Raw genomic sequence first — 12,709 nt, forward strand, 5'->3', positions numbered from 1 at the left:
GTGAGGGTCAGCGGGTCAGCTGGGTCATGGTCTACAGTAAAACTTCAAACCAACTTCACAAGGATCGTGAAGCATGCAAACCCGCCCCACCCTCGCCCAATTCGCCCGCCAGTTACGTGTCAACCAAACCGATTGCGAACAGCTGCTCTGGCAAAAACTCCGCTCCCGCCAAATCGCCAATCTGAAATTTCGCCGGCAGTTTCCCTGTCCGCCCTATGTGCTGGACTTTTACTGTGCCGAACTGAAATTGGCGATTGAACTGGACGGTGGTCAGCACTATGAAACGTCGGGACTGATTCATGACCAACGCCGGACGCACTATCTGAATCAGAAGGGCATTGAAGTCGCGCGCTTCAGTAATCTTGAGGTGATCCAGCAGATGGACGACGTGCTGGAGCAGATCATAAGAATTGCGGCGAATCGAAAAATGCCCTCACCCTAACCCTCTCCCAGAGGGAGAGGGGACTGACCGGGGGATGCTTGCGAGCTACGCCGACCTGATTCTGCTTTGCCGAATCCATAATCGACTCGGTCTTTCAGGTCGAAGTACCTCTTCAGACACCTCGGTCGGCCCCCTCCCGGAGAGAGGGGGACTGATTACGGGATGCTTCAGAAATACATCGACCTGAAACCGCTTTGCCGAATCCATAATCGACCCGGTCTTTCAGGTCGAAGTACCTCTTCAGACACCTCGGTCGGCCCCCTCTCCCGGAGGGAGAGGGCTGGGGTGAGGGGCCGCTTTCTTATGCCCTGCGCAAAAACCGCCACAAACAAAAACGGGCCTGCATTCGCAGGCCCGTTCTCATTGGGTGGCTTATGAAATCAGCGCATCAACTGTTGATCGCTGCCTGTTCGTTCTCAAGAAATTCTTCCTCCAGCAGAGCGTCATTCGCCTTGCTAAATGGCACCACAGCCGCGCGTGGCTTACCTCGCAGCTTGCCGAAAAGGTGCTCCAGGGCGTGCTCGAGTTTTTCGGCAGCGCCGTCGATCGCTTGTTCCAGCGAATCGGCCTTATGGGTCACGGAAATCGGTTGATGGCCTTTTGGCCGCGCTTCCAGTTGGCAGCGCATGTCATGGGGACCTGGTTTGTCACCGTTCTCGTCGGCCAGATGGACTTCGACGCGGGTCAGGTCTTCTTCATAACGTTCGAGCGTGCTCTCAATGGTTGTACGTACCCACTCCTCCAGTCGTTGACTACTTTGAATATGGTTATCGCTGTTGACTTGGATTTGCATAGTTCATCCCTTATTTCAGCTAGCTCGTCAGAGGCCTTGAGTTGAATTTCCTGACCTCCTGGTTACAACAATCGGCCCGACCGGCGAACATTTCAACCCCTGAAAAAAGATAAATATTCATTCGCAAAAAAAGCCGGACAACCGAGCAAAGCGCTGGTAAGGTCGGGAGTCGGGTTGACTCGCAACCCGGCAAAATTTGCTCACAATTGCCCGTCATTCAACGGATGCAAACTGCGAAAAATCCCCGCTTCCTCGACCAACCAATCATGCACAGCCCGTACGCCCGGATGGCTCAACGCCCCCGGCGCATACAGCAACACGTAGCGTTTGTGATTGGGCACCGACAGGCCAAACGGCACAATCAATGTCCCCCGCTCCAGCTCATCGTTAAGCAACGTGCGTCTGGCAATCGCCACGCCCATGCCGGCAATCGCCGCTTCGATGGTCAGGTGATTGCGATTGAACGTATGCCCGCGCCTCACGTCGGCGCCCTCGAAGCCGATCGCGTTCAAATAGAATTCCCACTCTGCGTATTCATAACTGCCACGCCAGGCAGTGATGTCATGCAGCAACGGGAAATGCACCAGATCCGCCGGCCCGTGCAACGGTGGACGCCCACGCAACAGGCTCGGTGCACATACGGGGAAAATCTGCTCGTCGAGCAAGGCTGTGGATAACAATCCCGGGTAACTGCCGTCGTTAAGATCTATCGCCAGATCAAAGTCGCCCTCGTGCAACGGCACGCTGCTGTCCTCGGCGACGAGCCGTAGCTGAATGTCCGGGTAACGCTGTTGCAGGCGCGGCAAACGGGGCGTCAGCCACTTGCTGAGGAATGACGGAATCGAGCGCAGGCGCAGAATCCCGCTGATCATTCCGGCATCCAGTCGCCGCAATTCCGCATCGATGCTGCCATACGCCTCATTGACGGTAATGGCCAACCGCTGCCCTTCTGCACTCAATTCCACACCGCGCGCGCGCCGATGAAACAGACGAAAGCCCAGACGCTCCTCCAGTTGTCGAATCTGTTGGCTGACCGCCCCCGGGGTGATGTGCAGTTCTTCGGCACAACGGGTGAACGACAGGTGCCGCGCGGCACAGGAAAACACCTGCAGCCAGACATAGGTCTGGGCATGCAATTGACGACTCATCGTTTAGTCCTGCTAAAGGCTTACTTAGGAAGTTTCGTTAGTCACGTAGGACCGAGGTAGGCAGTATCGCCGACATTGCGCTTGTCCTACAAAAAATGGCAGCGATTCGTACTCCATTGCTTGTAAGGGTTTAGCATGGCTATCAGTGTTTTCGATCTATTCAAAGTCGGCATCGGCCCGTCCAGCTCCCACACCGTCGGCCCGATGCGGGCGGCAGCGACCTTCGCTCAGGCGCTGATTGATCAGCATTTGTTGAACGATGTGCGTCGTGTGGAAATCCGTTTATATGGCTCGCTGTCAGCCACCGGCGTCGGTCACGCCACCGACCGCGCCACAGTCATGGGTCTGATGGGCGAATGGCCGGACAGCATTGATCCGGCGACCATCGATCCGCGCATTCAGCAACTGCGCGAGACAGGCCAACTGTCCCTCGCCGGGCAAAGAGAAATCGCCTTCGACTGGCAGCGTGATCTCCTGCTGCTCGACGAGAGTCTGCCCTACCATCCCAACGCCATGTCCCTGACAGCCTTTGGCGAAACGGCCGAGCTGTTCGAGCAGACGTACTACTCGGTCGGTGGCGGTTTCATTATCGAAGCGGAAGAAGCTGAGTCCGGTGTCGCACCGGCCGGTGACGTGGCGTTGCCGTACGATTTTTCCAGCGCCGCCGAACTGCTGTCACTATGCAAACAGCACAATCTGCGCGTGTCCGAACTGATGATGGCCAACGAGCGCGCCTGGCGTACCGACGCCGAAATCCGCCAAGGCCTGCTGCACATCTGGTCGGTAATGCGCGAGTGCGTCGAACAAGGCCTGCGCCACGAAGGCATCCTGCCCGGTGGTCTGAATGTGCCGCGCCGGGCGGCGAAACTGCATCGCAGCCTGTTGGAAATCGGCAAGCCGAACGTGATCAGCTCAACGCTGTCGGCGATGGAGTGGGTCAACCTGTTCGCCCTCGCCGTCAACGAAGAAAACGCGGCCGGCGGGCGCATGGTCACCGCGCCGACCAACGGCGCAGCCGGGATCATCCCGGCAGTTCTGCACTACTACATGAAATTCAACCCGGATGCGTCTGACGATGACGTGGTCGCTTTCTTTCTCGGTGCGGCCGCCGTCGGCATTCTCTGTAAGAAAAATGCCTCGATCTCGGGCGCCGAAGTCGGCTGTCAGGGTGAAGTCGGTTCGGCCTGCGCGATGGCGGCTGCCGGTCTGGCCGACGTGCTCGGCGCCACCCCGGAGCAACTGGAAAACGCCGCCGAAATCGGCCTGGAACACAACCTCGGCCTGACCTGCGACCCGGTCGGCGGCCTGGTGCAGGTGCCGTGTATTGAACGCAATGCGATCGCCGCCGTGAAGGCGATCAACGCCACGCAAATGGCTCTGCGCGGCGACGGCAACCACTTCATTTCCCTCGACCGGGTGATCCGCACCATGCGCGATACCGGCGCCGACATGCATGACAAATACAAAGAGACTTCACGGGGTGGCCTGGCTGTGAACTGGGTGGAGTGCTGAGGCGCATTCCCTGACTGCCCCGGCAGACCGCATTCGACGGTCTGCCAACCGTGAGCCCGAGCAAAAATAATAACGAGGCGATACCGATGACCGATGTACGTACACCTGCTGCCGAAAATCCCGCTGTAGACCGCACAAGCAACACAGAAACGGCCCACACGGGCTGGAGCAAATTCGACACCACCTGGATGCTTGGCCTGTACGGCACGGCTATCGGTGCAGGGACTTTGTTTCTGCCGATCAACGCTGGTGTCGGCGGTTTCTGGCCGTTGCTGATTCTCGCTGTTCTGGCCTTCCCGATGACGTTTTTTGCTCACCGTGGCCTGACCCGTTTTGTCTTGTCCGGGCGCTCCGGGGATATCACCGAAGTGGTCGAAGAACACTTCGGCATCGGTGCCGGCAAGCTGATCACGCTGCTGTATTTCTTCGCGATCTTCCCGATCCTGCTGGTGTACAGCGTGGCGCTGACCAACACCTTGAGCAGTTTCCTCGAACACCAGTTGCACATCGCCCCGCCGCCTCGGGCGACCCTTTCGCTGGTGTTGATTCTCGGTCTGATGGCGATTGTGCGCTGCGGCCAAAGCGTCATCATCAAAGCCATGAGCGTGCTGGTTTATCCGTTTGTCGCAGCCTTGTTGCTGCTCGCGCTCAGCCTGATTCCGAACTGGAACGGCGCGTTTTTCGCCAGCGCTCAAGAGGCGATGCCGATGTCGGCGTTCCTCAAGACAATGTGGCTGGCAATCCCGGTGATGGTGTTCTCGTTCAACCATTCGCCGATCATTTCCGCGTTCGCGGTTGAGCAGAAACAACGTTACGGCGGGCAGGCCGAGCGCAAAAGCAGCGGCATCCTCGCCATGGCTCACGGCATGATGGTGGTGACGGTGATGTTCTTCTGCTTCAGTTGCGTGCTGGCGTTGTCGCCGGCGGATCTGGCAGCAGCGAAAGCGCAGAACATTTCGATCCTGTCGTACCTGGCCAACCACTTCCAGACGCCGGTGATCGCTTACGCCGCGCCGCTGATTGCGCTGGTGGCGATCACCAAATCCTTCCTCGGCCACTACATCGGCGCCAGCGAAGGCTTCCAGGGCATGATCGTGAAAAGCCTGCGCAGCCGTGGCCGGGTCATGTCAGCGAGCTGGCTGAACCGCGCGACCGCCGTGTTCATGATCCTTAGCTGCTGGGCCGTGGCGACCTTCAACCCGAGCATCCTCGGCATGATCGAAACCCTCGGCGGGCCGGTGATTGCCTGTCTGTTGTTCCTGATGCCGATGTACGCCATCCGCCGCGTGCCAGCCTTGCGCCAGTATTCGGGCCAGGTATCCAACGTGTTTGTGGTGTTGATCGGCCTGATTGCACTGTCAGCGATCATCTACTCGGTTCTGCCCTGAAAACGCGCCATTAAAAAAGGCGAGCCGCGTGGCTCGCCTTTTTTATGCCCGTGTTCATTGTTCGACAATTTTCCCGGCACAGCCCTTGCTAAGTCCCTGCAGGAGCTGCCGCAGGCTGCGAACTTTTGCTCTTCATGACCGAAATCAAAACACTGAAGAGCAAAAGATCGCAGCCTCGTTTCACTCGACAGCTCCTACATGAAGCAGCAAATACAGGCCACGGAATGGCCGATGATCCGGTTTGGCGAACCAACCCGATCACGGCCGGTCAACAACTGCACGTTCAATCAGGCGGTGACGCATCATGGACAATCCTTTTCAGATCATTACCGATGCCTTCGCGCCGGACTATCAGATCAACCTGAGCATTCAGGGCCTGGACGGCAGCATCATGCTGACCCTGTCCAACAGCGGTCGGATCGTGGCCAAACGCATGATCAGCGCCGAACAGCGCAACGATCCCGCGCGCCTCAAACGCTTGGTGCAAAGCATTCAATTCGGCATCGCCATCGAACAGGGCCACAGCGCCATGGCGATCCTCGAAGCGATGACCAGCGGCGCCGGGCTGACCCCGCCACCGCCACGCGTCATCGGCCGGCCACGACCTGCGGCCGGGCTTTAGAGTTCGCCTTTCTCGACTTCCGGATGCTCGCTGGAGCCGGCGCCAAGTTTGCGCTGTGGTTTCTCGATCTTCACCGAAGGAAATTGTGACGAGGCGTAACGCACCACCAGAATCGAGAACGCCAGCAGCAGAATCCCGCCGCACAGGTAGATGATGCCCATGTCCGGCGGGTTGTGGTGCGAGACGTTGGAAATCAGCAAACGGGTCAGCGCGGTGATCGCCACGTAGATCAGGAAGCGCACCGGCATGTGGTTGGTCTTGAAATAGATTCCGACCATCGCCCCCAGTTCGAGATAGATGAACAGCAGCAGAATGTCATCGATCTTGATGTGGCCTTCCTCGAGCATCCCGAGAAACTCCATCACCGCCGCCCACGCCGTCACCGCACCAATGGCAAACAGCGCCAGATAATGGAAGGTCTCGACGAACAGGTTACCCAGGGACTCGGCCAGTTGATGCACGTTTTGCCGCAGTTTCTCGGCCCAGTTTATTTTCACGATGATGTTCCTTAGCTCGAATGCGAGCGGATGATGCGTGTTGGACGTGACGGTTTTCTGCACGTAACGGTTTTCATGCAGAAAAGAGGCCACGTCATCATGGCGAGACGCCGCCAAACCCGCGCCGTGGCGTTTGGTCGCACCGCTGTGCTTTTGTGGGAGCGAGCCTGCTCGCGAATGCAGCGACACGGTCTCCCTGACAAACCCGAAATCCGGTCTACATTGAAAAGCCACTACCCATAGCGCAGGGATTCGCTTATCCTTTTCGCTGTATATGGATACAGTAGTCGTCAAGACAACTTAATGTGAAGGCATGTGAGGTGGTGAATGGCCGTCGAAGTGGTATACCGCAGCAGCCGAGATCTGGAGCGCTTGTTCATGGATAAAGCCGAAGCTGACCGTCATGACAAAATGCTCGAACTGGCCGAATATCTGGCCGATGTGCTGCAAAAAGCCGTTCCGTCCCTGACTGAACAACAAGTGGAAGAAGCCGGGATCTACATGGCGAAGAATCGCGATGTGTTCGCCCGGGCGTTCAAGAGCCAGCCGGATGCGCTGTCCGAGCTGCTCAATGCACCGGCCGAACCGGTCGATAATGCCGAAGCTGCAGAACCTGCTGAAACGCCGGCCAAACCTGCCAAAGCGGCAAAAGCCGCGAAGTAATCTGCGCCCCTTGAAAGATCGCAGCCTTCGGCAGCTCCTACATTTGGAATGTGTATTCCCTGTAGGAGCTGCCGAAGGCTGCGATCTTTTGCGTTTCAGCGATACAAAACTTTCTCGGCCAACTCGTCGGCCACCCGCGCCGGCGAACGTTTTTCCGCCTGTGCATGGGCAAATACTTCGGTGAGTCGAGAGCTGATCTTCGACAGGTGCGCGGTAATGGTGGTCAATTCTTCGCCGCGATGCTTGAGCGAGACGTAGATCAAACCACCGGCATTGATCACATAATCCGGCGCATACAGAATCCCGCGCCGTTCCAGTTGATCAGCGACATCCAGATGCGTCAGTTGATTGTTCGCCGAACCCGCCACCGCCGAGCAACGCAGTTGAGTGACGCTGTGGCTGTTCAGCACGCCACCCAGACCGCACGGCGCAAGGATGTCGCACGGCGTGCTGAGCAATGCATCGTTGGCGATCGGATGGGCGTTGAGTTGTTCCATCGCCAGTTGCACTTTGCCGTGATCAATATCGCTGACCAACAATTCCGCCCCGGCAGCGTGCAGTTGCTCGGCCAATGCGTAACCGACATTGCCCAGCCCCTGAATCGCGATGCGCAAACCTTCGAGATTGTCGCTGCCCAGCCGTGCCATGGCGGTTGCCCGAATGCCGGCAAACACGCCCATCGCTGCGTGTGGTGCGGGATCACCGGCCGACGTGGTGCTGGTGACATGCTGGGTCTGCTGGGCGATGCAATCCATGTCCGCCACCGAGGTGCCGCTGTCGATAGCGGTGATGTAGCGACCGTCGAGCTGTTCGATGCAGCGGCCAAAGGCTTCGAACAGTGCGCCACGGTTTTCCACGTGCACCGGACGCACGATCACTGCAACGCCACCGCCTTGCGGCAACCCCGCCAGTGCGGCCTTGTAACTCATGCCCTGAGCGAGGCGAATGGCATCCTCGACAGCCGATTCGTCATTGGGATAGGCAAGATAACGACATCCGCCCAAGGCTGGCCCGAGGCGACTGTTATGGATGGCAATGACCGCCTTCAACCCGGAGACCGGGTCAACGCTAAGGTGCAGCGATTCCAGGCGAGTGCTTTGCATGAGCGCAAACATCGTTGGGCTCCCGAATCACTTCTTGTAGAACGCCAGTATAGGCCTGCGCCTGAAAATTGCTGGAGCACACCGGAATAAGCGCCCGCGTCGACAACGGCTTTGCGGCATAACCCGACACCGGTGTCGCGAGGCACTGGACGAATGACACGGACCGGGCTAAAACGAGGCATTCCCCGGAGATTTCGATGAGTGCGCGTCAACGTTTTTTCGAATGCCTGCACCGTTCACCGCCCGCGCTGTTCGAAGCCGCGCTGTGGATGGCGGCCGAGCACGAAAAAGCGATCGACCCAGAAGCGTTGCTGCAGGACCTCAAGGACTTGCAACAGCGGGTCAGCTACGGCTTGCCAATGCTGCCGGTAAGTGAACTGGCGCAACCCTTGTTACGCCGCATGACCGACCTGGGCTTTGCACAGGACGATTTTCTGCCACTGCGTCCGCAGGCTGCGCTGTTGCACAAAGTGTTGCAGACCCGTCGCGGCCAGCCATTGGCGTTGGCGCTGATTGCCTTGGAGCTGGCGCGTGGCCTGGAGATTCCTCTGGTCGGGGTCAACTTCCCCGGACACTTCCTGTTGCGGGTGCCCGGCGCTGATCACTTGCTGGATCCGTGCGGCGGCCGGCGCTTGTACCCCAATGACTGTCGTGAACTGTTGCAGCGCCAGTACGGGCCGAACATGAAACTCAATGCCGAGCATCTACTGACCGCCTCCCCCCAGCAGATGCTTCAACGCCTGTCGCGCAACCTGCGGCAGTTACACCTGACGCATGATGACTTCATTGCCGCTCTGATTGATGCCGAACGTGTGCTCGAACTGGGTGACGCCGGAGCTGCTGATTACCTGGCCCGAGCCAGTCTTTATCAGCGGCTCGACTGTCCGAATGCCGAGCGCTTTGATCTGGAACACGCGCTGATGCTCAGCGACGACCCGATTCAACGCCTGCGCCTGACCGAACGCCTCGGGCACCTGCCACCCAACTCGGTCGTCCATTAAAAGCAAAAGATCGCAGCCTTCGGCAGCTCCTACATTGGGATTATGTATTTCCCTGTAGGAGCTGCCGAAGGCTGCGATCTTTTGCTCTTCAGGATTTGACAGACATCCCCACTCCAGCTGCTGAACTGCCTTCGGAGGGCGAACGTACTTGAATAATCAGCAGCGCGGCAATCACCGCCGGGATCGCGCAGAAGAAGAAAATCTGCGCCACCGGAATGTGCATCGCCAGCAGCAGGCTGCCGAATAGTGGTCCGAGAATCGAACCGAAGCGCCCCACGCCCAATGCCCAACCGGTACCCGTCGCACGCACATGCGCCGGGTAGAAATTGCTGGCAAACGCATTCAGCGTCAGTTGCCCGCCGATGATGCAGAACCCGGCGGCGAAGACGCAGGCCACCAGATAACGCGGATTGTCATGATTGAGTCCCAGCAGAATCGTGCACAGCGCAGCCCCTGCCAACACCGCTGACAACAGACGCACCTTGCGCTTCAAGCGATCGGCGAACCACGCCATGCTAATCGCGCCCAAAGTACCGGCGAAGAGGAACATCGACGTCACCAGATTGGCTTCGTTGAGTTTCAAGCCACTTTCCAGCAACAGCGTCGGCAACCAACTGATCATGAAATACAGCAAAATCAGGCTGACAAAAAACGTCGCCCAGATCAGCAAGGTAGGCCGCGCGTAGCCATTGCGGAACAACTCGACCACGGTCAGTTTGCTGCCCTGCTCGCGCTCGTTCTGCTCCAGGGTTGCGGCAGGTGCTTGCCAGTCCGGCAACATCCGCGCGGTGACTTTGCGCAGTCGCGCGTATGGCGGCGCATCACGCAGCAGGCGTGGCAGCGACTCCGGCAGCATCCACCACAGAAACGGAAACAGCAGCAACGGCGTGACACCACCGGCGAGGAACACCGCTTGCCAGCCGAACTGGTCGATGAACCCGGCGGCAACAAAACCACCCGCCGCCCCACCAAACGAAAAGCCACACGCCGCCAGCGTCACCATCAAAGTGCGCAAACGCGGTGGTGAGTATTCCGACATCAACGCCATGGCACTGGGCATCGCCCCGCCCATGCCGATGCCACAGATGAAGCGCGCGATCATCAGCGTGTTGAGCGAGTCGGCGAAGACCATCAGCACCGTCAGTGTGGCGTAGATCAATACGCAAGCGAGCAGAATCCGGCGCACGCCAAAGCGGTCAGCCAGCGGCGTGACCGCCAGTGAACCAAGAGTGAGACCCAGCAGATTGGCGCTGAACACAGGCCCGAACGCAGATTTTTCCAGGCCCCAGTCCTGGGCCAGCGCGGGCACCACGTAACCGAGCACCTGGGCGTCATAGCCGTCGGTGACCAGCAACAGCGCGAGCAGGATCAACAGTAACCACTGATAGCGGGACACAGGACGGGCGTCGAGTGCCGCGCGGAAGCTGGCAATCTGGTTGTGCATCGCAAGGTACCTTTTTTGTTTTTATGATTATGTGAACGGCGATATTCCCTTGTAGGAGTGAGCCTGCTCGCGATAGCGGTGGGTCAGTCAGAACATGAGTGACTGACACTCCCTCATCGCGAGAAGGCTCACTCCTACAGGGTTATGGGGTGTCTGGTTGATTGGCAGGATGGGCCTTGATGAATGCTGAATGTTCAGCCGCCAGTGCGGCGACCCGACGAATTTTCGGATACGTCTCAAGGCTGACGTTGAACCGCTCTGCCGCATACAACTGCGGAATCAGATAAACATCCGCCACGCACGGCCACTCACCAAAACAGAATCCCTCGTCGCCAATCAACTGCTCCACCGTCGCCAGCCCTTGGCTGATCCAGTGAGTGATCCACTCGACCACCTGAGGCTCGTCCTGCCCCGACTGACGCAAGCGATTGAGCACGCTGACGTTGTGCAGCGGATGCACATCGCAACCGATCACCGCCGCCACACCGCGCACTTGTGCACGGGCGAGCAGATCTTCAGGCAGCAACGGCACCTGTGGATAACGTTCTTCCAGGTACTCGATGATCGCCGGCGATTGAATCAGCAAACCGCCCTCATCAGTGCGCAAGGCCGGTACCCGGCCCTGTGGATTGATCGCCAGATACGCCGCTTGCCGATGCTCGCCACCCGGCGGTGCGATCAGGTTGACCGGCAGCGCCTGGTAGTCCAAACCTTTGAGCGCCAGCGCGATCCGCACCCGGTACGACGAAGTGGAACGGTAATAGGTATAGAGATCCATGAGCCGCTCCTGTCAGCGCGCCGCCAGCACTTTGCCACGGCACTCGCCGAATCCGATCGAAGCAAAACCATCACGGGCACAACGTGCGCGCAGAATGATTTCGTCACCGTCCTCGAGGAATTTACGCACCTCGCCAGTGGCCAGTTCGATCGGTTTTTTACCGCCCTCGGTGATTTCCAGCAGGCTGCCGAACTGGCCGTTTTCCGGGCCGGACAAAGTGCCCGAACCGAACAGGTCACCGGCCTGCAACTGGCAACCGTTGACGCTGTGGTGCGCGACCATTTGCGCGACGGTCCAGTACATGTAGCGGGTGTTGCTCAGGGTCAGGCGATGGGCGGGCAGGTTCTGCTCGCGCATGGCTTCGGTCAGCAGCAGCACTTCCAGTTCGATGTCGAAGGCACCGCCGTCCTGATCGCGTTTGTCGAACAGGTACGGCAGCGGCTGCGGATCACCTTCAGGACGCTTCGGTTGCGCGGTACGGAATGGCTCCAGCGCTTCGGCAGTGACGACCCACGGCGACACGCTGGTGATGAAACTCTTCGACAGGAACGGCCCCAGCGGCTGGTATTCCCAAGCCTGGATATCGCGTGCCGACCAATCGTTGAGCAGGCAGAAACCGGCGATATGATCAGCGGCGTCACCGATGGCGATCGAATCGCCCATCTCGTTGCCTTGGCCGATCCAGATGCCCAGTTCCAGCTCATAGTCCAGACGTGCGCACGGGCCAAACGTCGGCTCGGTCTGACCGGCTGGCAGCGTCTGGCCTTTCGGGCGACGCACATCGGTACCCGAGGCACGCACAGTGGAGGCGCGACCGTGATAACCGATTGGCACGTGCTTGTAGTTCGGCAGCAGCGGGTTATCCGGACGGAACAGTTTGCCGACATTCTGCGCGTGCTCGATGCCGACGTAGAAGTCGGTGTAATCGCTGATGCGTGCCGGCAGATGCAGTTGGCAATCGGCGGCCAGTGGCAGCAGTTTCGCGCCTTGGGCTTCGATGTTGCCACGGTGAGTGCTGCCTTCGCTGAACAGTTCCAGCAGACGCTCTCGCAAAGCAACGCGTGCCTCGCGGCCCAGTTCGAAGAACGCGTTCAACTGGCCGCCATGCATGGCTTCCACGGCACTGCGCGCGACACCGTCGAACAGCCCGGCTTCCAGCGCAACTTGCAGATCGAAGATGTGTTCGCCAATCGCCACGCCAGCGCGCGGTGCCGAATCGGCGATGCTGAATACGCCGAGCGGCAGGTTCTGCAACGGGAAATCAGCGTGGCCGTTGGCCGAGGCGACCCAACTGCGGGTGATGGAATTCTGCGTCATG

Annotated in this window: 12 protein-coding genes and 1 pseudogene; 6 read left to right on the plus strand and 7 right to left on the minus strand. The window is 59.0% G+C overall.

The genetic code is table 11. From position 1 onward, the window contains the following. Nucleotides 1-73 precede the first annotated feature (73 nt). Nucleotides 74-442, plus strand: coding sequence for an endonuclease domain-containing protein (locus ACOYXE_RS17775; RefSeq protein ID WP_460926360.1), 369 nt, complete (start codon nucleotides 74-76; stop codon nucleotides 440-442). A 388-nt stretch (nucleotides 443-830) separates the two neighbouring features. Here the strand turns inward: ACOYXE_RS17775 and ACOYXE_RS17780 are convergent, their stop codons facing one another. Together ACOYXE_RS17780 and ACOYXE_RS17785 are read right to left on the minus strand one after the other, a co-directional pair. Continuing rightward, on the minus strand, nucleotides 831-1,235 hold the full coding sequence (locus ACOYXE_RS17780) for an HPF/RaiA family ribosome-associated protein (protein ID WP_116029519.1): 405 nt from the start codon (nucleotides 1,233-1,235) through the stop codon (nucleotides 831-833). Nucleotides 1,236-1,435: 200 nt separating this feature from the next. Then, nucleotides 1,436-2,383, minus strand: a complete 948-nt coding sequence (locus tag ACOYXE_RS17785) for a LysR substrate-binding domain-containing protein (RefSeq protein WP_160055961.1) — start codon at nucleotides 2,381-2,383, stop codon at nucleotides 1,436-1,438. 135 nt (nucleotides 2,384-2,518) lie between these two features. On the opposite strand from ACOYXE_RS17785, the gene ACOYXE_RS17790 reads away from it, so the two are divergent. The 3 genes from ACOYXE_RS17790 (at nucleotide 2,519) to ACOYXE_RS17800 (ending at nucleotide 5,905) form a co-directional block, all read left to right on the plus strand. Beyond that, nucleotides 2,519-3,895 carry an L-serine ammonia-lyase gene (locus ACOYXE_RS17790; protein WP_160055959.1) on the plus strand — a complete coding sequence of 459 codons (1,377 nt, stop codon included), beginning with the start codon at nucleotides 2,519-2,521 and terminating at the stop codon, nucleotides 3,893-3,895. 86 nt (nucleotides 3,896-3,981) lie between these two features. Further along, nucleotides 3,982-5,283 carry a serine/threonine transporter gene (locus ACOYXE_RS17795; protein WP_460926361.1) on the plus strand — a complete coding sequence of 434 codons (1,302 nt, stop codon included), beginning with the start codon at nucleotides 3,982-3,984 and terminating at the stop codon, nucleotides 5,281-5,283. A 304-nt stretch (nucleotides 5,284-5,587) separates the two neighbouring features. After that, nucleotides 5,588-5,905 (plus strand): DUF3509 domain-containing protein, encoded by a 318-nt coding sequence (locus ACOYXE_RS17800; protein WP_160055955.1) that lies wholly within the window; start codon nucleotides 5,588-5,590, stop codon nucleotides 5,903-5,905. Here ACOYXE_RS17800 and ACOYXE_RS17805 read toward each other — a convergent pair. Further along, nucleotides 5,902-6,402 (minus strand): phosphate-starvation-inducible protein PsiE, encoded by a 501-nt coding sequence (locus ACOYXE_RS17805; RefSeq protein ID WP_026000737.1) that lies wholly within the window; start codon nucleotides 6,400-6,402, stop codon nucleotides 5,902-5,904. The genes ACOYXE_RS17800 and ACOYXE_RS17805 overlap by 4 nt on opposite strands. Nucleotides 6,403-6,729: 327 nt before the next feature. Here ACOYXE_RS17805 and ACOYXE_RS17810 point away from each other — a divergent pair. Further along, nucleotides 6,730-6,984, plus strand: a pseudogene (locus ACOYXE_RS17810) (YebG family protein); the annotation flags it as partial. 176 nt (nucleotides 6,985-7,160) lie between these two features. On the opposite strand, the gene ACOYXE_RS17815 reads toward ACOYXE_RS17810, so the two are convergent. Next, nucleotides 7,161-8,180 (minus strand): Leu/Phe/Val dehydrogenase, encoded by a 1,020-nt coding sequence (locus tag ACOYXE_RS17815; protein WP_160055953.1) that lies wholly within the window; start codon nucleotides 8,178-8,180, stop codon nucleotides 7,161-7,163. A gap of 185 nt (nucleotides 8,181-8,365) precedes the next feature. Between ACOYXE_RS17815 and ACOYXE_RS17820 the strand changes: the two genes are divergently transcribed. Next, nucleotides 8,366-9,169, plus strand: coding sequence for a SirB1 family protein (locus tag ACOYXE_RS17820; RefSeq protein ID WP_160055951.1), 804 nt, complete (start codon nucleotides 8,366-8,368; stop codon nucleotides 9,167-9,169). A gap of 88 nt (nucleotides 9,170-9,257) precedes the next feature. On the opposite strand, the gene ACOYXE_RS17825 is transcribed toward ACOYXE_RS17820, so the two are convergent. From ACOYXE_RS17825 to fahA, 3 genes are all read right to left on the minus strand, one after another. Then, on the minus strand, nucleotides 9,258-10,613 hold the full coding sequence (locus ACOYXE_RS17825) for an MFS transporter (protein ID WP_160055949.1): 1,356 nt from the start codon (nucleotides 10,611-10,613) through the stop codon (nucleotides 9,258-9,260). A 142-nt stretch (nucleotides 10,614-10,755) separates the two neighbouring features. Continuing rightward, nucleotides 10,756-11,391 (minus strand): maleylacetoacetate isomerase, encoded by a 636-nt coding sequence (gene maiA, locus ACOYXE_RS17830; RefSeq protein ID WP_160055947.1) that lies wholly within the window; start codon nucleotides 11,389-11,391, stop codon nucleotides 10,756-10,758. A 12-nt stretch (nucleotides 11,392-11,403) separates the two neighbouring features. Next, the gene (fahA, locus tag ACOYXE_RS17835; protein WP_405122287.1) at nucleotides 11,404-12,708 is read right to left on the minus strand and encodes a fumarylacetoacetase; all 1,305 of its coding nucleotides are present in this window, start codon (nucleotides 12,706-12,708) and stop codon (nucleotides 11,404-11,406) included. Between the last annotated feature and the right edge of the window lies 1 nt (nucleotide 12,709).

The sequence above is a fragment of the Pseudomonas sp. MC6 genome (genome assembly GCF_054790575.1).

Excerpts from the sequence above, each read along its gene's own strand:
- ACOYXE_RS17775 (WP_460926360.1), top strand. The coding sequence starts at position 74 with ATGCAAACCCGCCCCACCCTCGCCCAATTCGCCCGCCAGTTACGTGTC.
- ACOYXE_RS17780 (WP_116029519.1), bottom strand. The coding sequence starts at position 1,235 with ATGCAAATCCAAGTCAACAGCGATAACCATATTCAAAGTAGTCAACGA.
- ACOYXE_RS17785 (WP_160055961.1), bottom strand. The coding sequence starts at position 2,383 with ATGAGTCGTCAATTGCATGCCCAGACCTATGTCTGGCTGCAGGTGTTT.
- ACOYXE_RS17790 (WP_160055959.1), top strand. The coding sequence starts at position 2,519 with ATGGCTATCAGTGTTTTCGATCTATTCAAAGTCGGCATCGGCCCGTCC.
- ACOYXE_RS17795 (WP_460926361.1), top strand. The coding sequence starts at position 3,982 with ATGACCGATGTACGTACACCTGCTGCCGAAAATCCCGCTGTAGACCGC.
- ACOYXE_RS17800 (WP_160055955.1), top strand. The coding sequence starts at position 5,588 with ATGGACAATCCTTTTCAGATCATTACCGATGCCTTCGCGCCGGACTAT.
- ACOYXE_RS17815 (WP_160055953.1), bottom strand. The coding sequence starts at position 8,180 with ATGTTTGCGCTCATGCAAAGCACTCGCCTGGAATCGCTGCACCTTAGC.
- ACOYXE_RS17820 (WP_160055951.1), top strand. The coding sequence starts at position 8,366 with ATGAGTGCGCGTCAACGTTTTTTCGAATGCCTGCACCGTTCACCGCCC.
- ACOYXE_RS17825 (WP_160055949.1), bottom strand. The coding sequence starts at position 10,613 with ATGCACAACCAGATTGCCAGCTTCCGCGCGGCACTCGACGCCCGTCCT.
- maiA (WP_160055947.1), bottom strand. The coding sequence starts at position 11,391 with ATGGATCTCTATACCTATTACCGTTCCACTTCGTCGTACCGGGTGCGG.
- fahA (WP_405122287.1), bottom strand. The coding sequence starts at position 12,708 with ATGACGCAGAATTCCATCACCCGCAGTTGGGTCGCCTCGGCCAACGGC.